The 18,271-nt window shown below is 70.3% G+C and carries 15 protein-coding genes; 6 read left to right on the top strand and 9 right to left on the bottom strand.

Annotated features, from left to right (window positions below):
* Positions 1–331 precede the first annotated feature (331 nt).
* The 5 genes from FHS42_RS16200 to FHS42_RS16180 form a co-directional block, all read right to left on the bottom strand.
* The gene (locus tag FHS42_RS16200) at positions 332–1,750 is read right to left on the bottom strand and encodes an aldehyde dehydrogenase family protein (RefSeq protein WP_184572908.1); all 1,419 of its coding nucleotides are present in this window, start codon (positions 1,748–1,750) and stop codon (positions 332–334) included.
* A gap of 552 nt (positions 1,751–2,302) precedes the next feature.
* Entirely contained in the window at positions 2,303–3,244 is a 942-nt protein-coding gene (locus tag FHS42_RS16195; protein ID WP_312866898.1) for a class F sortase, read from the bottom strand.
* Between the two features lie 102 nt (positions 3,245–3,346).
* On the bottom strand, positions 3,347–4,348 hold the full coding sequence (locus FHS42_RS16190) for a hypothetical protein (protein WP_184572907.1): 1,002 nt from the start codon (positions 4,346–4,348) through the stop codon (positions 3,347–3,349).
* Positions 4,349–4,643: 295 nt separating this feature from the next.
* Positions 4,644–6,068: an MFS transporter gene (locus FHS42_RS16185; protein ID WP_376772603.1), complete on the bottom strand. Its 1,425-nt coding sequence runs from the start codon at positions 6,066–6,068 to the stop codon at positions 4,644–4,646.
* Positions 6,069–6,070: 2 nt separating this feature from the next.
* Positions 6,071–7,636, bottom strand: a complete 1,566-nt coding sequence (locus FHS42_RS16180) for a CitMHS family transporter (protein WP_184572906.1) — start codon at positions 7,634–7,636, stop codon at positions 6,071–6,073.
* A 449-nt stretch (positions 7,637–8,085) separates the two neighbouring features.
* On the opposite strand from FHS42_RS16180, the gene hmgA reads away from it, so the two are divergent.
* From hmgA to FHS42_RS16160, 3 genes are all read left to right on the top strand, one after another.
* Positions 8,086–9,435, top strand: coding sequence for a homogentisate 1,2-dioxygenase (gene hmgA / locus FHS42_RS16175; RefSeq protein WP_184572905.1), 1,350 nt, complete (start codon positions 8,086–8,088; stop codon positions 9,433–9,435).
* 18 nt (positions 9,436–9,453) lie between these two features.
* A complete protein-coding gene (locus FHS42_RS16170) occupies positions 9,454–10,203 on the top strand; it encodes a GntR family transcriptional regulator (protein ID WP_184572904.1) in 750 nt (249 codons plus the stop codon).
* Positions 10,204–10,351: 148 nt separating this feature from the next.
* A complete protein-coding gene (locus tag FHS42_RS16160; protein ID WP_376772601.1) occupies positions 10,352–11,821 on the top strand; it encodes a type ISP restriction/modification enzyme in 1,470 nt (489 codons plus the stop codon).
* A gap of 196 nt (positions 11,822–12,017) precedes the next feature.
* On the opposite strand, the gene FHS42_RS16155 is transcribed toward FHS42_RS16160, so the two are convergent.
* Together FHS42_RS16155 and FHS42_RS16150 are read right to left on the bottom strand one after the other, a co-directional pair.
* The gene (locus tag FHS42_RS16155) at positions 12,018–12,281 is read right to left on the bottom strand and encodes a hypothetical protein (RefSeq protein ID WP_184572903.1); all 264 of its coding nucleotides are present in this window, start codon (positions 12,279–12,281) and stop codon (positions 12,018–12,020) included.
* Positions 12,282–12,705: 424 nt separating this feature from the next.
* Positions 12,706–13,536, bottom strand: a complete 831-nt coding sequence (locus FHS42_RS16150; protein WP_184572902.1) for an SGNH/GDSL hydrolase family protein — start codon at positions 13,534–13,536, stop codon at positions 12,706–12,708.
* Between the two features lie 328 nt (positions 13,537–13,864).
* Here FHS42_RS16150 and FHS42_RS16145 point away from each other — a divergent pair, with 328 nt between their 5' ends.
* The 3 genes from FHS42_RS16145 to FHS42_RS16135 all read left to right on the top strand — a co-directional run bounded on the left by FHS42_RS16145 (position 13,865) and on the right by FHS42_RS16135 (position 17,368).
* On the top strand, positions 13,865–15,091 hold the full coding sequence (locus FHS42_RS16145) for a S8 family peptidase (protein ID WP_184572901.1): 1,227 nt from the start codon (positions 13,865–13,867) through the stop codon (positions 15,089–15,091).
* A gap of 254 nt (positions 15,092–15,345) precedes the next feature.
* Positions 15,346–15,891 carry a hypothetical protein gene (locus FHS42_RS16140; RefSeq protein WP_246494854.1) on the top strand — a complete coding sequence of 182 codons (546 nt, stop codon included), beginning with the start codon at positions 15,346–15,348 and terminating at the stop codon, positions 15,889–15,891.
* A gap of 385 nt (positions 15,892–16,276) precedes the next feature.
* Entirely contained in the window at positions 16,277–17,368 is a 1,092-nt protein-coding gene (locus FHS42_RS16135) for a DUF5925 domain-containing protein (protein WP_184572977.1), read from the top strand.
* A gap of 105 nt (positions 17,369–17,473) precedes the next feature.
* On the opposite strand, the gene FHS42_RS16130 is transcribed toward FHS42_RS16135, so the two are convergent.
* Entirely contained in the window at positions 17,474–17,851 is a 378-nt protein-coding gene (locus FHS42_RS16130) for a GntR family transcriptional regulator (RefSeq protein ID WP_184572900.1), read from the bottom strand.
* Positions 17,852–17,941: 90 nt separating this feature from the next.
* Positions 17,942–18,268, bottom strand: coding sequence for a hypothetical protein (locus FHS42_RS16125; RefSeq protein WP_184572899.1), 327 nt, complete (start codon positions 18,266–18,268; stop codon positions 17,942–17,944).
* Positions 18,269–18,271 lie beyond the last annotated feature (3 nt).

The raw sequence follows: 18,271 nt of genomic DNA, 5'->3' as shown, positions 1-18,271 counted from the left end.
GGCGGGCGGACAAGCACAGCTCTCGTGCTCCGGCGCACGCGCCCCGGCCAGACCTCTGTCAGACCCTGTCGGACCCTGCCGGCTGGTCACCCTCCGTAATGATTGGGGCAGAGCTCGTCGCGCGCGATCCGCCCCGGCCGCCTGCCAATTCGGACCATCAAACGGTGTTACGGACCATGTCGGTCAGGCCGCTTGGGGGGCACACGGCGCTGGCCTGGTCGAGCTTGCCTGGGCTCGCTGGCCTGCTGGGCTTGCCTGGGCCGTCCGGGGCTGCGGAGGCTTGACGGGGCTCGGCCCGGGCGAATACCGGTTCTGCGCAGGTCCCGTCTGCTCAAAACTGCAACGACTTGGTCTGAAGGTATTCGGCCAGGCCGTGGGCGCCCAGTTCACGACCAACGCCGGACTGCTTGTAACCGCCGAACGGGGCGAGCGGGTTGAACCGCCCGCCGTTGATGTCCACCTGGCCGGTATCCATCCGGCGCGCGAACGCTACCGCCGTGGCCTCGTCGGCCGCCCAGACGGCGCCCGCCAGCCCGTAGACGGTGTCGTTGGCGATGCGCAGCGCGTCATCCTCATCGGCGTACTTCAGGATCGAGAGCACCGGCCCGAAGATCTCCTCTTGGGCGATGGTCATCTCGGGCGTGACGTCGGCGAACACGGTGGGACGAACGTAGTAGCCCCTGTCCTGACCGTCCGGGGCGCTCGGGCCGCCCACCACCACCCGGGCGCCCTCGGCGATGCCGCGGTCGATATAGCGACACACTCGATCCCGCTGCCGTGCGCTGACCACCGGGCCGACCCGGGTGTCGGGGTGGAGCGGGTCGCCGGGCACATACTTCGCCGCGGCGACGATGGCCAGTTCCACCGCCTCCTCATACTGGTCGGCGTGCACCAGCATGCGCGTCCAGGCGCTACAGGTTTGGCCGGAGTTGGCGAACACATTGGCCACACCGACCTTCACCGCCTTGGCTACATCGGCGCCCGGCAAGATGACATTGGCCGACTTGCCGCCGAGTTCGAGGGCGACCCGCTTCACGGCAGCTCCCGCGGTCGCGCCGATCTGCTTGCCGACGACGGTGGAACCGGTGAAGGAGAGCAGGTCCACGCCGGGGTGTTCGGCCACCGCCTGGCCCGCGACTGGGCCAAGGCCCGTCACCAGGTTGAACACCCCAGCGGGCAACTGCGCCTCGTGCACGGCCTCCGCGAAGAGTTGGGCCACCAGCGGAGCGTCCTCGGCGGGCTTGAGGACAACGGTGCAGCCTGCCGCGAGCGCGGGGGCGACCTTGGCGACGATCTGGTGCAGCGGGTAGTTCCACGGCGTGATCGCTCCGACGACCCCGACCGGCTCGTGCAGCACCGTGGAGTTGCCTACCCGTTCCTCGAAGGGGTGGCTCGCCGCCAATTCCGCATAGCTGCCCGCGACGGCGATCGGCAGCGCGGTCTGGACGTTGCGAGCGAAGCTGAGGGTGGAACCAAGCTCGGCCACCACCGTCTCGGCGATCTCCTCGCGGCGCGCGACGAGCGCATCGCGCAGCGCTGCGATGCGTGCGGCACGATCGGCCGGCGCGGTAGCGGCCCAGCCCGGCAGGGCCGCGCGTGCGGCGCGTACGGCAGTGTCCACATCGAGTGCGGTGCCCGCTGGTACCGACCCGATGACCCGTTCGTCCGCCGGGTTCACGACCTCAATCGTGTCCGTACCGACCGCGGGCCGCCAATCGCCGTCGATGTACATCCCGTCATGCGACTTCACGTCGTTCGCCCTCCAGCGCAGCGCTCTGGCCCCGTACCCGACCAAACTAGCGACGGTAGTTTTCGCACGCCAGGGTTAGCCGCGTGCCCTGGATCACGTAACCGGACGCGCACGGGCCGTTTGCGTCGGCCCCACTGGGCCGTGTCGCATGAGCTGGTCGCCTGTCGCCGGTCACTGTGTGGCTGGGCTGATCCGCGCTGGGCTCGACTGGGCTTGGCCAGCCTTGGCGTTGCGTGCCGGTCACCGCATCGGGCGTGGGGGCAGCGGTGACGGGCAAGTGTCCGTCGAGTACACCGTGCCTGACGGCCCCCGTATCGCACCACCCCACGGACCAGCCGTTCGCCGCGCACCGATGGTTTACGGCCGACAGTGACCAGGAGTGGGGTGGCCAGGGGGCGTCGTAGGGGTCAGCCCCGGTGGCTCAAAGACGCGTCAGGCGGCGTTTGCTCGTGGGCCGCCGGGCAGCGCCGCACCACACGTGCGCAGCGGAACCCGGCTGACCCACCGGGCGCCGGCGCCGGCCCGTGGCGCCGGCTGCGCCCGCAGCATCCGTCATCCGGCCGGTGCGCCGTCCCGCACATCGGCGAGGTGGGCGAAGACCACGACGTTGGCGCCATAACCGGTCTTCGGATGGAAGTCCCCGCCGCAGGTCAACAACCGCAACTCGGGGCGCCCCGTATCGCCGTACACCTCCCGGTCGGGAAAGCCGGACTTCTCGTACGTACGCACCCCGTCCACCACGAAGACAGCGGTCTTGCCGTCTTGGCGGGTGACGCTGATGAGGTCGCCCTTGTCCAGCGCGGGCAGTTCGAGGAAGACGGCGGGACCACTAGGGGTGTCGCGGTGGCCGACGATGACGGCGGTGCCGCGCTCGCCCGGGCTCGGCCCCCGTTGATGCCAGCCCGCCACCAGCGGGGTGTCCATCGACGGCGTACCGAGCCGGCCCTTTCGATCGAGGCCGAGCCCGATGACCGGCGCGGCGATGCTCAGGTCCGGGATGGCCAACACGCTGGGCCGGGAGCGGGAGATGGGGGCGCGCGGAACGACGGGCGGGGCGGTCTGCGCCGGGCCGCCCCGGTGCGCACCGGAGGCCGCGGGGCCGTAACGGGGAGCAGCCGGGGGCCGGCTGCGCAGGTCGGGCCCCGCCGACGGCTCGCCGTCATGACCCTCCATGTCCCCGAAGCCCTGGCCACCGGCTGCACTTCGGCTTCCCCTATCGCCCTGGTCGCCCTGGCCGCCGTTGCTGCCCTTGTCGTTCCCCTCGCTCGTATCGCCGTTGACGCGTTCGCGGGCCAGGTCCTCCCAGCGGTCATCGCCCTCGCCGGCGTCGTGGCCGGCGATGAGCCCCGCAGCGGCGCCCGCTGCCCAGGCAGGCGGCGGGTAGGAAAAGGCCCCGGGCGAGGCGGGGGCCACGGCCCAAAAGACCCCGCCGGCCAGCAGCGATACGGCCGTGCCCGCCGTCACCGAAAGACGGCGACGGCGGGCACGGCTCATGCGCCTGCGCGGCACGGCACAACCACGGCTCCCGCCGGCGCTGCGGCGGCACAGCGCCAGGAGGGCCCGCGGTGCGAGAAGGCTGCGCGGCGTCATGACGTCCTACACGGCCTGACCGGAACGGCGCCGAACGCGGCGGCCGAGGATCAGCCCGGACGCCACGACGGCACCGGCGGCCAGGGCCGTCCCCACGCCCTTCGTCGGCACCCCCACATCGGCCGTCCCGCCGCCACCGGCGGCTACCGCGCCCCGCGGTTGCTCCATGCCCGCGTCCGCGGGTTGCTCGGCGCCGGACGCCGGGGACTGCTCGTCATTTTGGCCACCGGGACGCCCGTCGCCCGTGGCGGACAGGTGCTCCTGCTCGGTGCGTGACCGGTCCGGCGCGGCCGGCTGCTCGGCGGCCGAATCCGCGGGGCCTGCGGGGGCTGCCGGCGCGTTCTGGCGGTCATCGGCCGACTCCGCGGGCGGGTCCTGTACCACGTCGGTGAGCCGGTCATCGGCGGAGGCTGCGGACCGGCCCTGTTCGGCGGCGGGTGGCTGCTCCTTCTCGTCCGCCGGGGCCTTCTCTTCGCCCGCGGGGGCCTTTTCCCCGTCCGCAGGTGCCCTCTCCGCGCCCGCGGCCGGGGGCAGCGGGCCGTTGGTCTCGGGCTGGCCCTGGTCGCCGGGCGGGCACTCGACCATGAACATCTTCCGGTTGGCCGCATCCTGCTGGTCGGCGCCGCTCCAGGTGAGCTGGTACTTACCGCTGGGGAGCGTGTGCGGGCCGGTGTGACCACTGCCGGATTCGATGGCGATGTTGCCGCCGATGCCGGGCTGGTTACGCGGGTTGGGCTGCGGAGCGATCTGCCAGGTGAGGTCCTGCGAGCCGGTGACATCGGCTGCGGCCAGGTAGAACGCGCAGACCTTACGCTCGTCGCGGGAGTCTTGAACGGGCGTGCCGACGCGGTGGATCTTCACGTCCCCGCCGCCGGGGGAGGAAGCGCCGGGGGAGGAAGCGCCGGAGGTGGGCGCTCCCACCAGGACAGCGCCGCCGATGGCCAGTGCGGCAACGGCGACCGCGGCAGATCTGGCGCCGGTGACGCGGAGCGGTACTGAGGTGGTCACGTGCGACTCCTTCAAGCCAGGCGATTGTCATACGTCATACGAATCGGTTGATCGCCTGACTACGTGTCACGTTCGGGCCGCGGGGAAACGGCCAACTCCCGAACAGCCGCCGCAATTCCCCCACCTGGCCCAGCATCAGCGGCCACGGCACCCCTCCAGACGGGCCCGGCCGACCAGCTGACGGGCCGTCGCCGCACCGCCCCGACACGCCGACACCTCGCTCTGCGCACGAGGGGATCAGCCGAGACCTCGGCGCTCCCGCCCACGCCCGCCCCAGCGCCAAGAGCCCGGGCCGTTACGTACCGGGGCGGCGGAAAGGTACATGCCGTTCTTTCGGCAGGGCACGCTCCTGCGGGCCGTACGGACGAGGGCCGAAGGCGGCACCGGCGGACGCATCATCGGCGCCCGGGACGCCGGCGGACGCCCCACCGTTGTCCGCGCCAGCCGCGGACGCACCACCCGCGCCAGCCGCGGGCACCTCGCCGGCGCCCGCGGCGCGCAGACCGCGCGCCGCCACCGCCGCCGAGCCGAGGAGCAGCACCCCCAGCATCACGAACGGCGCCCCCGTGCCCGCCACGCCCGCCAGCACGCCCGCTCCGGCGGGGGCGGCCACCTGACCGAAGCGGTTGCCGGTCAGCCGCAGCGCGAGCGCGGTACTTCGCGCGGCATCGGGCGCGGCCCGTACCACCGTCGTCATCGACAGCGGCTGCCCCACACCGAGCGTGAAGCCAAGCAGCGCCAGCACCACCGCAAGCGCCCACACCGGCAGCGGCACCGCGATGCCCGCGCACAGCACCGCCGCCACCAGGCAACTCGCGGCCATCAACGCGGTGCGGCCGACCATGCGAATCATTGGCGTCATCACCAGCCGGCAGGCGATCGTGGCCGCGGCCCGCAAGCTCAACAGCAGCCCAACGGTCGCCGGGGCGATGCCACGATGCTCACCGAGCACGGGCAGATAGGCGGTGAGGATGTCGGTCGCGGACAGCACGGCGAGGCTGATGAAGATGCCCGACGCCACACCACGCGAGCGCAGTATGCCCAGCACCGGCACGGGGGCCAGCGTCGCCTTGCCCCCACGTACCGGCCGCACACACCGCGCGGCCCGGCCGGTGCGGCGCTCGATGCGCCACAGCCCCGCGAACGAGCAGGCCGCCACCGCGGCCGACACGAGCAGGGCGGTCGCGCTGGTACGGGCCAGTTGGCCATCCTCCGCCGACACCAGCAGCCCGGCCGCGACGGGTCCGACGAGTTGGCCGAGCGAGGCGCCAATGGTGAAGTGGCCGAAGTTACGGTCCTGTTCGGCGGGGACACTGCGCCGAGCGACGATGGACTGCGCACCGATCACGAACGACAGATGCCCGAGCCCCATCACGCCGCTCCACAGGGCCATCTCGGTGAGCGAGGAGGCGCGGCCACTGAGCGCACAGCCACCCGCGATCAGCACCACACCGGCAGGTAGCAGCGGGGCGGCGCGGCCACGGTCGGTGCGCCGCCCCAGCGGGACCGCGGCGAACAGCGGGAGCAGCGCGTACACGCCGGCGATGACACCCACCGCCCGCGCGTCGGCACCCAGTGCCAAGGCGCGGTAGGAGACGGCGGGCCTGGCCATGCTCACCGCCCCCTGCGCGAACGCGAAGGCGATGACCAGGCGCAGCAGCCAGCCCCTACCAGGCGGCGCTATCCCCGTCATACCCGCCATACCCGTCATACCCGCCATACTTAAATGATGCCGAACAGCAGTCCGGCACCGAGCACCACCAGCGCGGTGAGCGCGGCCCACTTCACCGTGAACCTGGTGTGATCGCCGAACTCCACCTTGGCCATGCCGACCAGCACGTACACGGCGGGCACCAGCGGACTCGACATGTGCAGGGACTGTCCGACGAGCGAGGCGCGGGCGATCTCCGTCGCGGACACCCCGTGCGCGGCACCCGCCTCGGCGAGGATCGGCACGATGCCGAAGTAGAAGCCGTCGTTGGACATGAAGTACGTGAGCGGAATGCTCAGTACGCCGGTGACCAGGGCCATGTGCGGCCCCAGCCCATCGGGTATGCCGTCTACCAACCAGCGGGCCATGTGCTCGACCATTCCCGTGCCGGTGAGGACACCGGTGAACACGGCGGCGGCGAAGACCATGCCGGAGACGTTGAGCACGTTCTCCGAATGTGCGGCGATCCGCGCCCTTTGGTCCGGCATGTGCGGGAAGTTGACGGTGAGCGCGACCGCCGCGCCCAGCAGGAACAGCACCGGTATCGGCAGCGTCTGCAAGATCAGCAAGGTGAGCAGGGCCACGGTGAGCCCGGCGTTGAACCAGTACAGCTTCGGGCGCAGCGTCGCCCGATTCGGGTCAAGGGTCTGCGGGTCCTCGTCAGCACCAAACGCCACGTCGGCACCGGCAGCAACGCCCGCACCCGCAGCACTCCCATCGCCCACTGCGCTCGCAGCACTCGCAGCACCCCCGCCAGCGCTCCCCGCGCCGGGCCCCTTCGTGAGCCGCACCCGACCCGAACCGCGGACGCCACTCACCACAGCAGCCCCTTCAGCCCTGCTAGACCCATCAGCCCCGCCGATGGTGACCAGCACCTGCTCGGGCTGGCCCGCATCGACCTCGGGCCGTGTGAGCTCAGGCTGTGTGGACTCGGCCGTCAGGTCGCGGTCGTCCAAGGTCAGCAGGCCGAGCCGGTTGCGCTCGCGCCTGCCCAGTACGTAAGCGAGGAAGAAGACGAACAGCAGGCCGACCGCGAGCGCCGGGATCATCGGTATGAAGATGTCGCCCGCGTCAAGATCCAGCGCGGTAGCGGCACGGGCGGTGGGGCCGCCCCATGGAACGGTGTTCATCACGCCGTTGGCCGTGGCGGCGACACAGGTCATCACCAACACGCTCATCTTCAACCGCCGGTAGAGCGGCAGCATCGCCGACACCGTGATCATGAAGGTGGTGGAGCCGTCACCGTCCAGCGACACCACGGCGGCCAGTACGGCGGTGCCGACGACGATCCGTACCGGATCGGCCTTGCAGAACCGCAGGATGATGCGGACGATCGGATCGAAAAGCCCGACGTCGATCATCACGCCGAAGTAGATGATGGCGAACATGAGCATGGCCGCCGTGGGCGCCAAAGCGCCAATTCCGTCGAGCACGTAGTCGCCTAGCTGCGCGCCCTTCCCTACCAGGACGCAAAACAGCGCGGGAACAAGCACCAGCGCCGCCAGCGGAGACATCTTCTTCATCATGATCAGCACCAGGAAGGTGGCGATCATGACGAAGCCGAGGATCGTCAGCATGGGTACCTCACGTTCGCCTTTGAACGCCGCCGAAAGATGGCGGGCAGCGCCGCCGAGGTGGCGGTGAGGTGACGTTAGGCGCGGTAACTTTGCGTTAACAAGACCTTGACATGCAAGCAATATGCGCAAAACCCCAGGTCAATTACGCCGCTGAAGCCCAACGCGCATCGGCCCACGCCAGGCCACACCGCCGACGCCAAGCCCGTACGGCTCGCGGCGCCCGCATCGCCCCGTACCGCTCACACCGCCGACGCGACCCGCACCCCGCAAGACCCGCGCCAAAGAGCCGGCCAACGGGCGGATCATGACGCGGATGCGGGTACGGATGGCAGAGCGCACGTGCCCACTCCCGCAGCCGGCCCGCCCTGCGCATTGACGTGGGGCAGCCTCATTCCTATGGTCACGCATAGGAATTCTTCGATGGTGAATCTCGATGGTGGGAGCACGCGATGAGCGGCACGGGCAACGAGCAAGCGAGGAAGGTCGCCGAGGCACTGATCTACAGTTCCGGCTTTGGCAACGAACACAGCAGTGAGGCAGTGCCCGGAGCACTGCCGCATGGCCGCAATTCGCCCCAGCGCGCGCCGTTGGGCCTGTACGCGGAGCAGCTCAGCGGAAGCGCCTTCACCGAGCCGCGGCGCAACAACCGCCGCTCCTGGCTCTACCGCATCCGCCCATCGGCGGCGCACCCACCGTTCACCCGGATCGACAACGGGGCGCTGCGCAGCGCCCCGTTCACCGGGCCCGAGCAGTCGGCCGTGGCGCCCGACCCGAACCGGCTGCGCTGGGACCCCCTGCCCAAGCCCGCCACCGGCACCGACTTCCTCGCCGGCCTGTGGACGCTCGGCGGCAACGGCGACGCCACCCAGCGCACCGGCATGGCCATCCACCTCTACGCCGCCAACACCTCCATGACCGACCGGGTGTTCAGCGACGCGGACGGCGAGCTGCTGATCGTGCCCGAGAGCGGGGGCCTGCTGCTGCGCACCGAGTTCGGGCTGCTGCGCGCCGAGCCGGGCGAGGTGGCGCTCATTCCGCGCGGGGTGCGGTTTCGCGTCGAGCTGCTTGACCCGACCGTAAGCGGCTACGTCTGCGAGAACTACGGACAGCCCTTCATCCTCCCCGACCTGGGCCCGATCGGCGCCAACGGCCTGGCCAACGCCCGCGACTTCCGGGCCCCGGTCGCCGCGTACGAGGAGCGCGAAACGCCCGTCGATGTGGTCAACAAGTTCTGCGGCAACCTGTGGGCCACAACGTACGACCACTCCCCCCTAGACGTCGTCGCCTGGCACGGCAATCACGTGCCGTACGTCTATGACCTGCACCGCTTCAATGTCATCGGCTCGATCAGCTACGACCACCCGGACCCCTCCATCTTCACGGTGCTGACCTCGCCGTCCGACACTCCCGGGCTCGCGGGTGTGGACTTCGTTGTCTTCGCACCGCGCTGGCTGGTCGGCGAGGACACTTTCCGGCCGCCGTACTTCCACCGCAATGTCATGAGCGAGTACATGGGCCTCGTCGAGGGCGCCTACGATGCCAAGAAAGCAGGCAAGGGCGGCTTCGTACCGGGCGGCGGCTCCTTGCACAACATGATGTCGGCGCACGGCCCGGACCGGACGACCTTCGACAAAGCGAGCGTTGCCGAACTCATGCCGCAGAAGGTGGAGGATGGCCTCGCCTTCATGTTCGAGACCCGCTGGCCGGTCACCACGACTCCGCAGGCGCTGAATGCTGACCACTTGCAGAGCCGATACGACGATGTATGGCAGGGTCTGGAGCGCCATTTCCGGTCGTAGGAGTAGTACGGAGCCATCGTGACCACCTTCGCTCCCGACTCGCTCGCCCTGAACCGCAAGCTGCCGCTCTGGTATCAGGTCTCACAGTCGCTGCGCGCTTCCATACTGGGCCGCCGCCCGGAGGAGCCGCTGCGGCTGCCGACCGAGGACCGGCTCGCCGAGCACTACGGCGTCAGCGTCCTGACCATGCGGCAGGCGTTGAAGGAACTGGAAACGGAAGGGCTGATCAGCCGGCATCGCCGGCGCGGCACGTTCATCAAGCCGAACGCACGCCGCGGCGCGCCGGTGCGGCTGCTCGGCTCGGTGGACGCGATAGTGGCCCAGCAGTCCGGTGAACGCACCACGCTGTTGGGCCACGGCCCGGAGCCGGTTCCGGCCGAACTCGCCGAGCACTTCCCCGAGCTGCCCGAGGCGATGGCCTATCGACGGCTGCGCTGCGAGGAGGAGAGCGGCGAGCCGACCAACTGGGCCCATAACCTCATCCGGCCCGATATCGCCGAAAAGATCGACCTCGCCGACCTGACCCGCTGGCCCATGACCAAGGTGCTACGCGACGCTGTCGGCATTCGCATCAGCCGGATCACGGACACGGTCGAGGCTCGCTTGGCCGACCCGGAAACGGCCCGCCTCCTCAACGTCCCCCTGCTCAGCCCGATCCTGCACTACACGGGCATCACCTACAACGAGCTGGGCGAGGTGGTCGATGTGGCCCGTATCCGCTACCGAGGGGACCGCTTCTCCTTCACGGTCACCCTGGAAGCACACTGAACCCAGCGAAAGGGGCCCGTGCGGTAGTGGCGCCGGCGGCGCGGGTTGCGGCAGTGTGCCGGGGCGGGGATGCGGCAGGCGGTGCACCCGGGCCGTGGACCCGTACTGGGCGGCGGCGTAGGCGGCGGGTACACCTGGCGTGGTTACCATGCTGGGGGCACAGACGTCGGGGAGGGCTGCCGTGGCGGGGACAGACGCCGGTCGGGGCGATGCGCCGGTGCTGGCCGATGTGATGCCCTGGACCGTGCCCCCGTTGCGGCTCGGCCGGGCCTGGGTGCTGGCGGCCGACGCCGCCTCCCTCGCGGCACGCTGGGACCGATTGCTGCGGACCGACGACGAGGCCGGGCGGACGGCGTTGTTCCGGCCCACCCGAGCCCGTACGCCGCACACCGCCGTCGCACAGCTGCCGGGCCAGCCCGGCTCCACCGCCAAGTTCACGCGCGAACGTGGCCGCTGCCCGCAGCCGATACGGATCGCACACGGGCCCTACGACCAACAGTGGCTGCTCCCCGATCACCGGTTGATCGACGCGGCCAGACCCGAACTGTGGCGCGTGGCCGACGACTACCAGATCCATCTGCTCGAACCGGCCCACGAGGCGCCACCTCGTACGCCCCGTACCAGCCGACCCGCCACCCGCGAGAAGGCCCGGGCGCCCGGGTCCACCGCACCGGGGCGGTTGGCCGGTGCAGCGGGCGCCGGCGCAGTCGGGCGGACAGTCTCCGGGTCGGGCTCTGTCCTGGGCGCCGCCGAGCGGCCCGCGCCCGGCGCGGAGGCGAGTCTCACCTTTGCCGCGCTGCTGCCCGATGGGCACTCCCTGGCCGGCAGGCCCGGCCAGGTCCGACCGCTTTACCGGCGGCCCGGCGGCCTTGAGCCCAACCTCGCGCCGGGGCTGCTCGCTCATCTTGCGGGCCGACTCGGGCACGGCGTCAGCGCGGAGGATGTGCTCGCCTGGACGGCCGCGGTCGCGCAGCGTACGCAGGGCGGTGCGACGACGGTCCCGCTGACCGCGTCGCCGCGCGTGTGGCAGGCGGGCGTCGCGCTTGGCCGCCAGCGGGTGTGGCTGCACACCCGCGGCGCCCGCTGCGTCCCGCCGCCCGGTGACAGCGGGGCGCCCGGGGCCGCAGCGCCCGGCAGGCGGCCCCGGCTGCCGGGCGGCCAGCGCCCCTACGTGCGGGCCCCGCTCGCCGCAGGACCGGCACTGGACGCGCTGAGCTACGACCCCGACGCGCAGACCCTCTACGTGGGAAACGGCCGGATCTCGCCGGTGGCACAGGCCGCGTGGGAGTTCCACCACGGTGGCGTACGCGTGCTGGAGAGCTGGTTCGAGCCCCGCAGCACGAGCGGGGCTCCGGGCACCCTGGAGGCCATCGGGCCCTCCGGCTGGCTCCAGGAGTGGACGTCGGACCTGCTGGAGCTGATCACCGTACTGACACTCCTGGCCGAACTGCGGGAGCCAGCGCGGCAGCTCGCGGAGCAGGTGGCAGACGGCCCGATGATCGAGGCGGCCGAACTACGGGAGGCGGGTGTGCTGCCGGTGCCGGAGTCCACGCGCCGCCCCGCGTCCGTGCTGGACCACGATGAGGAGGGGCCCGAGGGCCAGTTCGCGCTGCTTTGACCGGGTGCGGGGGCCGGTCGGATGCCGGATGGCCGGTGGCTGAGCGAGGGCGCCGGCCGGCGCGAGCCGGGGCCGCACGCAACCGTGGCGAATGCGAAACGTCGGCCCGGCCTGGTGGGCACCAGACCGGGCCGGTTCGAGCGGGAACGAGCGGGAGTAGGTGTCTCGCCTGCCGAACGCTACGCGTCCGGGTCGGTCACCTTCTGCTGCCGAACAGCGAGCGACGCAGTCGCCGTAGCGGCGCGAACATCGACACTCGGGCACCTCGGCTGGTCTTCGTGCGCGTGTGATCACGCGCGGTCAGCTCCTGCATCAGCACCGTGGCACCCTCCGCCTCGCGCTGCGGCACCGCTGGGCCACCGAGCACCGCGAGGTGACGGTCGAGGCGCGCACTGGACGCGCCGCTCCCACAGTTGACCGCAGGCACTCGTGGCCTGCTACGCATTGCTATCTGCTCCATGACACTCCCCACCCGTACGAAGGCACCCGCCCCGGGCAGAGTAACCCTACCTCCCCCTGCCGTCACCCACGCATCCCACACCTCGGATTCACTGCGCCGTCAAGGATGTTGACAGACGTTTCCCAACGTGGCGCGACCCCCGTCGCGCGCTGCCGCGCTCCCGGCCCAACCTCGCGCCCCGCACGCCCGCCTCCTTGCGCCCCACGCTTGCGGCGAGTGCCACAACGCAGGAAGACGACACAGGGCGGCAGAGCAAGATAGTACATAAGCCGATATAAGACAAAAGATGGACCCTGCCAGGAGGCGGTCGGCGAGCAGGCGCGGAGCCTGGTCGCCACCGCCTCCTTGTGGGAGCCACGCACCGTCAACTGCACCAAAGAGGGCGCCGACCAGGTGGACGAGGCGTCGGTGGCGTGCTGCCCGGTTACGCCGCCGCGGCGAACGAGGGCAGATAGCCACCGGACTGGCCGGCGGCGGTCGGGTGGTACGAGTCGCCGATCGGGAAGGTCACGCTGTGCAGCCAGGAGTTGCTGGAGCAGATCTCGTGGCCGGCGAAGCGGCTGGCGATGTCGCCGAACGCGAAGCCGTGGTCGGCGGCGCGCTTGGCGATGGTGGTGTTGAGCAGGTCGGCCGCGTTGTTGATGGCGGTCCTTTCCTTCTCGGTGAGTCCGGCGACGCAGCTTCCATTGAGCTGGTAGAAGCGCGGGTAGCCAAGGACCACGACGCGGGCGCTCGGGGCGCGGGAGTCGATGGCCGAGTAGACCTGGTCAAGCTTGCCGGGCAGCGTGCTTTCGACGTACGCGCGGGCGGTGTTGATCCGGTTGACGCAGGCGCTCTCGGACTGGAGGACACAGGTGGTCATGACGTCGGCGAAGCCGGCGTCGTTGCCACCGATGGTGATGCTGACAAGACCCGTACCGGAGTTGACCGGGCCGAGCTGATTCGCCAGAACATCACCCGTTCGGGCGCCGGAGCACGCGGTGAAGTTGAAGCTGGACGGCGCGTTCTTGTTGGCCCATAGCTTGGGATAGGCGCGGTTGCTGCGCTTACAGTCGCCGCTGCTGGCGTCGTAGTCGCCGGCCCCGACACCGGATGAGTAGGAGTCGCCGAGCGCCACATAGGCGGACGCCGCTTGGGTGTTGGCGCGATCTTGCGCGGTGGCATCGGCCGCCTGTGCGACCTGGCCGCCGGTGAGCGCGAGAGCCGCGGTGAGCAGTGCCGCCGACGCGGCGGACAAGAACCGGGTGAGTCTCATGGAGCCTCCTTTAGCAGGATCTGTGCCGTGAGGGTGTGAGGAGTGAGCTCCGCGTGGCGCGCGTAGAGCCGTAGCGCCAAGGGAGCCCATGGAGCCACGCAGGTTGTGTCCATGCCAACAATTTCTTACCCGTCATGGCAGCGAGTTACGGCCGCATGGCATGAATATGTCATGACGTCAGAAGTCTTGTTCCGCCCCGAACAGGAGCGAGATATTCACTTCCACCGGACGCGGTCCCACCCCCGCCCGGCACGCGCGCACGCATGACGTGCGCACCCCCGACGCGCGTGCCCCACTGACGCGCCACCGATGAGGAGGACCCCTCGCGATGGCATCATTAGGTACGTCCAAGAAGTCCAGAACCGCCGCTCTGACCGCGGCGGTGGCCAGCGCCGTGATCGGCGCCGCCGCCCTCCCCGCCCAGGCCACACCCCACTCGCCCGAGCGCACCACGCAGGGCACGGTGGTGGGCGCGGACAGCCCCGACGCGATCAAGGGCAGCTATATCGTCACGCTGCGCCCTGGCACGGGCCTAAGCGCCCGATCCGCCGAGGGCATGGCGCTGATCAGCCGTTACGGCGGCACCGTGCACCGGGTTTACACCGCCGCCCTCCACGGCTACGCCATCCACCTGCCGGCCAGCGCCGCCCGGCGCCTAGCGGCCGACCCGGCCGTGGCCCGGGTTGTGCAGGACACCACCGTCCACACGGAGGCCACGCAGTACGACCCGCCGTCCTGGGGTCTGGACCGCATCGACCAGCCCCGGCTTCCGCTGGACCGGAAGTACACCTACCCGGACAGCGCGGGCGGCGGGGCCACCGTCTATGTCGTGGATACCGGCATCCGGATCAGTCACAGCGACTTCGGTGGCCGGGCGGTGAACGGCTACGACGCCGTCGATAAGGACAACGTCGCCCAGGACGGCAACGGGCACGGTACCCATGTGGCCTCCACCGCCGTTGGCACCGTGTACGGGGTCGCCAAGAAGGCCAAGGTCGTGGCGGTCCGGGTGCTCGATGACAACGGCTCGGGCTCGACCTCCGGGGTGATCGCCGGCATCGACTGGGTCACCAAGAACCACAAGGGCCCCTCGGTGGCCAACCTCTCGCTGGGTGGCAGCGTCAACACCGCTTTGGACACCGCCGTACAGAACTCGATCAAGAGCGGTGTGACCTATGCCGTGGCGGCCGGCAACTCCGCGGCACCGGCCCAGAACTTCTCCCCCGCCCGGGTCGCGGAAGCGCTCACTGTCGGCTCCGTCGATAAGACCGACACCGCGTCCCGTTCCTCCAACTACGGCCCCAGCGTCGATCTCTTCGCGCCCGGCGTGAGCATCACCGGCGCCTGGCACACCGGCGACGGCACCAGCAGCACCCTTTCTGGCACCTCGATGGCCGCTCCGCACGTGGCGGGCGTCGCGGCCATCTACGGGGCCAACCACACCGGCGCGACCCCGGCCCAGGTCACCAAGGCCGTGCTGGACGGCGCGACCACCGGTGTCGTGATCAACCCCGGCGCCGGATCGCCGAACAGGCTGCTCAAGGTCGTCCCGTAACGCACTCCCCCACATCGCGCGCAGGGCGCCCGCTGGGGCACGCTCCGGCGCCCGTGCAGTGCTGTGGGGCCCGCCGCGCCGCGGGGACTAGGACAAAATAGGTGAAACCCCGAGAAGGGCCACACGAGCCACAGGGAATGGTCAACTGACTATTTCCTGTGGCCTGTTCGGGTGCTTGAACCGCCTTGACGGGCATCCGTACCCTGCGCGACATTTGAGCCCGGCATCCGGCGCTTCGGGGGGCTAAGTCGCCAATGCAGAAACTTACTGAAGAAAACGCCACAGAAAACAGCACGCGGAACGCCAGGCAGCACACCACGCAGCACGCCAGGCGCAACGCCGCAGAGCACAGCGCAGCGAACACGGCAGAAATCGCCGAAAAAAACGAACAAGAAGATGCGGAAGAGCACACCGCAAAGAAGAGAAGGAAGAGAAGGCTGGGCGAACAGTCCTTCTCGCTTTCCGCGGGAGCAGCGCTCGTTATCGGCTGCGTGGGAGCGGTTCTCGCATGTGTGGACATGGCATCACCATTGCGAGCACCGTTCACTTTCTTTTTCCTTGTCTGGGCACCCGCATCCGCCATCGGAGCGGCGTTGCACGGTATTGACCCGCTCAGCCGTCCGGTGCTCGCCGTGGCCGGGGCGTTGGTCATCGATCTGTTGGTGGCTCAGCTCCTGCTCGCCTTGCAGATGTGGTCCGCGCGCGGCGGCGTGGTGGTGGTCGGCGTGCTGAGCCTGTTGCTCTTCCTGCTGACCTACGCACGACGCTGGCGGCGCCACCTCAACAGAAGTCGGGCTTGAGGGGCCGTCTCATGTGGTGTCGGCCCCACCGCTTGGTGAAGGTGGCGGCCAGCCAGACGATGTCGTCGTCGTACGCGTCGGCGCGGTCCCCGGTACGCTCCCGGGCCCAGCGGACAGGTTCGGGAGAGCAGCACGTTGGCTCCTGCGCATGCGGCGGGGAGCGGCGGGAGTTGCGTAATTACGTGCGCGGGCGCCGCCGGTGACGGATCATGGCCGCATGTGCGCCGACCGCCAGCACGAAGCCCGGAGGCAGACCCTGCCGACCAGCCCGTCAAAGACAACAAAGCCAAAGCAGAAGAAGCAGAAGAAGCAGCAGCCGGAGCGGCAAAGCGCGGGTTCGCCCGCGGCGGGCGCCGGGGCTGCTGGCGGCTCGGAGGCGCCCGCGATGACGCCAACCGAGCGGGCGCTCCCGATCCGGCTGAACGTCGATGACAGCGACTCGCCATCCGATGTGGTGGACGCGCTGTTCCTCGGGCGGTTTGCGACCGGTGAGCAGCCTTATGCCCGTAGCCACTCGGTAGACCGGGTCAAGTCCGGGCTCACGCTGTTGCCGCAGGGCGCGCGGGTGTTGCGCTCGGCCCGCGACGACGACCGCAGTGCAGTCCTCGCGGAGGGCGACGGCTGGACGGTGTTGATCTCCCGCTGGAACAGGGGCGCCGATGTGACCGTGACGGCCGTCGCCGAGGAGCTGGCCGACAAGGTTTTGCGGCAGGCGGTGGAGGACGCGGAGGATGAGCCGGAGCCGCAGCCGGAGAACGTCACCATGGGCTTTTGGTACGTCTCGCCTCGGCGGGGCCCGTATCGCACAACACGGCAGATTTCGGCAGGCACCTGGCCGGAGATTCGCGCCAACTACACGGCCCCGGTCGCCGAGGCCATGGACCAGTTAATGAAGGTCACCCCGGACGACATCGCCGGACGGTTGCTGCTTTTGCACGGCCCGCCCGGCACCGGCAAGACCTCCGCGCTCCGCACGCTGGCCCGCTCGTGGCGCGACTGGTGCCAGGTGGACTGTGTACTCGATCCGGAGCGGCTGTTCAACGACGTCGGCTATCTGATGGACATCGCCATCGGCGAGGACGACGGCTCGGCCAAGGGCCGCTGGCGGCTGCTGCTCCTTGAGGACTGCGACGAGCTGATCCGCGGCGAGGCCAGGCACACGGCGGGCCAGGCGCTTTCTCGGCTGCTGAACCTGACCGATGGGCTGCTCGGGCAGGGCCGCAACGTGTTGGTCGGGGTCACCACGAACGAGGACCTGGAGCGGCTGCATCCGGCCGTAGTGCGTCCCGGGCGATGTTTGGCTCGGATAGAGGTGGGCGAGCTGACCCGCACCGAGGCGGTGCGCTGGCTGGGCACCGATGAGGGGGTGGGCCGTGACGGCTCGACGCTGGCCGAGCTGTTCGCGCTGCGCCGCGGCACCACCCCGGCGTCCGTGCCGGCGCAACCATCGGGCTCCGATGCGGGGCTGTACCTGTAGCCCTGTAGCCCTGTGGATCGAGGGCATCGGCGCTGCGGGCGCGCCGGTAGCGCACCGGTGTGGCGCACATCTGTGTACGGCAATCGGTAGCGGAAGTGTGGGGGCTCAGCCGTCGTGGTAGGTGGCGCGCAGCGCGTCGGTGACTGCTGCCCGCGCCGCCGCCTGGTCAAGCCCCAGGTGGTGGGCGCGGCGCGCGTACAGTTCGGCTGCGGCGGCCAGTTCCCGTACGGCGGCGTCCCCAGCGGCAGCGATGAACGAGCCGTGCCGCCCCCGGGTTTCGATCACGCCGTCCGCCTCCAGCACGCGGTACGCCTTGGCCACCGTGTTCGCCGCAAGGCCGAGCTCCTCGGCGAGCCCGCGTACCGTGGGGAGCTTGTAGCCCACCGGCAGCGCGCCGCTCCTGGCCTGGTCGGCCACCTGAGTGCGTACCTGCTCGAAGGGCGCGGTGCCCGTGTCGGGCTCGACGGTGAGGCGCAAGGTCACGGGGTGTGCTCCTGTACGGGTTGCGGGGCGTGTCGCCCCCATTGTGGCCAGCGCCTGACGGTGGCCGTCACCCCCGCTCCCGCGTCGGGGTCACAGTTCCAATGAAATGCCGTATCGCCGCAGCCAGGAGTCGAGGCCGAGGTCGAGTTCGGTGCTGGCCCGGAAGCGCTGGCCGGTGGGGTCGGCCACCGCCTCACTCAACGTCGCCTCGTGCAGTAGCGGCCGTACGGGGACGTCGTGGCCGTAGAAGATCCATCCGGTGATGGTGCACATGGTCGCGGCACCTCCCTCCGGTTGGCCGTCCCGGGCTTGTCCGGGCGCGGCGCTGCCCCCGTCGATACGGCCCGTCGCGCCCGGTACGGGCCGGGCGGAGAGATTCGCGGCGTCACCGTACGCCCAAATAGATGCATCCACCATGCA

Source organism: Streptomyces zagrosensis (genome assembly GCF_014203645.1).
GTDB lineage: Bacteria > Actinomycetota > Actinomycetes > Streptomycetales > Streptomycetaceae > Streptomyces > Streptomyces zagrosensis.
This window is presented reverse-complemented; position numbering and strand designations above follow the sequence as displayed.

Coding starts and splice junctions, on each gene's coding strand:
- FHS42_RS16195 (WP_312866898.1), bottom strand. CDS start 3,244: ATGAGCCGTGCCCGCCGTCGCCGTCTTTCGGTGACGGCGGGCACGGCC.
- FHS42_RS16185 (WP_376772603.1), bottom strand. CDS start 6,068: ATGGCGGGTATGACGGGTATGGCGGGTATGACGGGGATAGCGCCGCCT.
- FHS42_RS16180 (WP_184572906.1), bottom strand. CDS start 7,636: ATGCTGACGATCCTCGGCTTCGTCATGATCGCCACCTTCCTGGTGCTG.
- hmgA (WP_184572905.1), top strand. CDS start 8,086: ATGAGCGGCACGGGCAACGAGCAAGCGAGGAAGGTCGCCGAGGCACTG.
- FHS42_RS16160 (WP_376772601.1), top strand. CDS start 10,352: ATGCTGGGGGCACAGACGTCGGGGAGGGCTGCCGTGGCGGGGACAGAC.
- FHS42_RS16155 (WP_184572903.1), bottom strand. CDS start 12,281: ATGGAGCAGATAGCAATGCGTAGCAGGCCACGAGTGCCTGCGGTCAAC.
- FHS42_RS16150 (WP_184572902.1), bottom strand. CDS start 13,536: ATGAGACTCACCCGGTTCTTGTCCGCCGCGTCGGCGGCACTGCTCACC.
- FHS42_RS16145 (WP_184572901.1), top strand. CDS start 13,865: ATGGCATCATTAGGTACGTCCAAGAAGTCCAGAACCGCCGCTCTGACC.
- FHS42_RS16140 (WP_246494854.1), top strand. CDS start 15,346: ATGCAGAAACTTACTGAAGAAAACGCCACAGAAAACAGCACGCGGAAC.
- FHS42_RS16135 (WP_184572977.1), top strand. CDS start 16,277: ATGACGCCAACCGAGCGGGCGCTCCCGATCCGGCTGAACGTCGATGAC.
- FHS42_RS16125 (WP_184572899.1), bottom strand. CDS start 18,268: ATGGTGGATGCATCTATTTGGGCGTACGGTGACGCCGCGAATCTCTCC.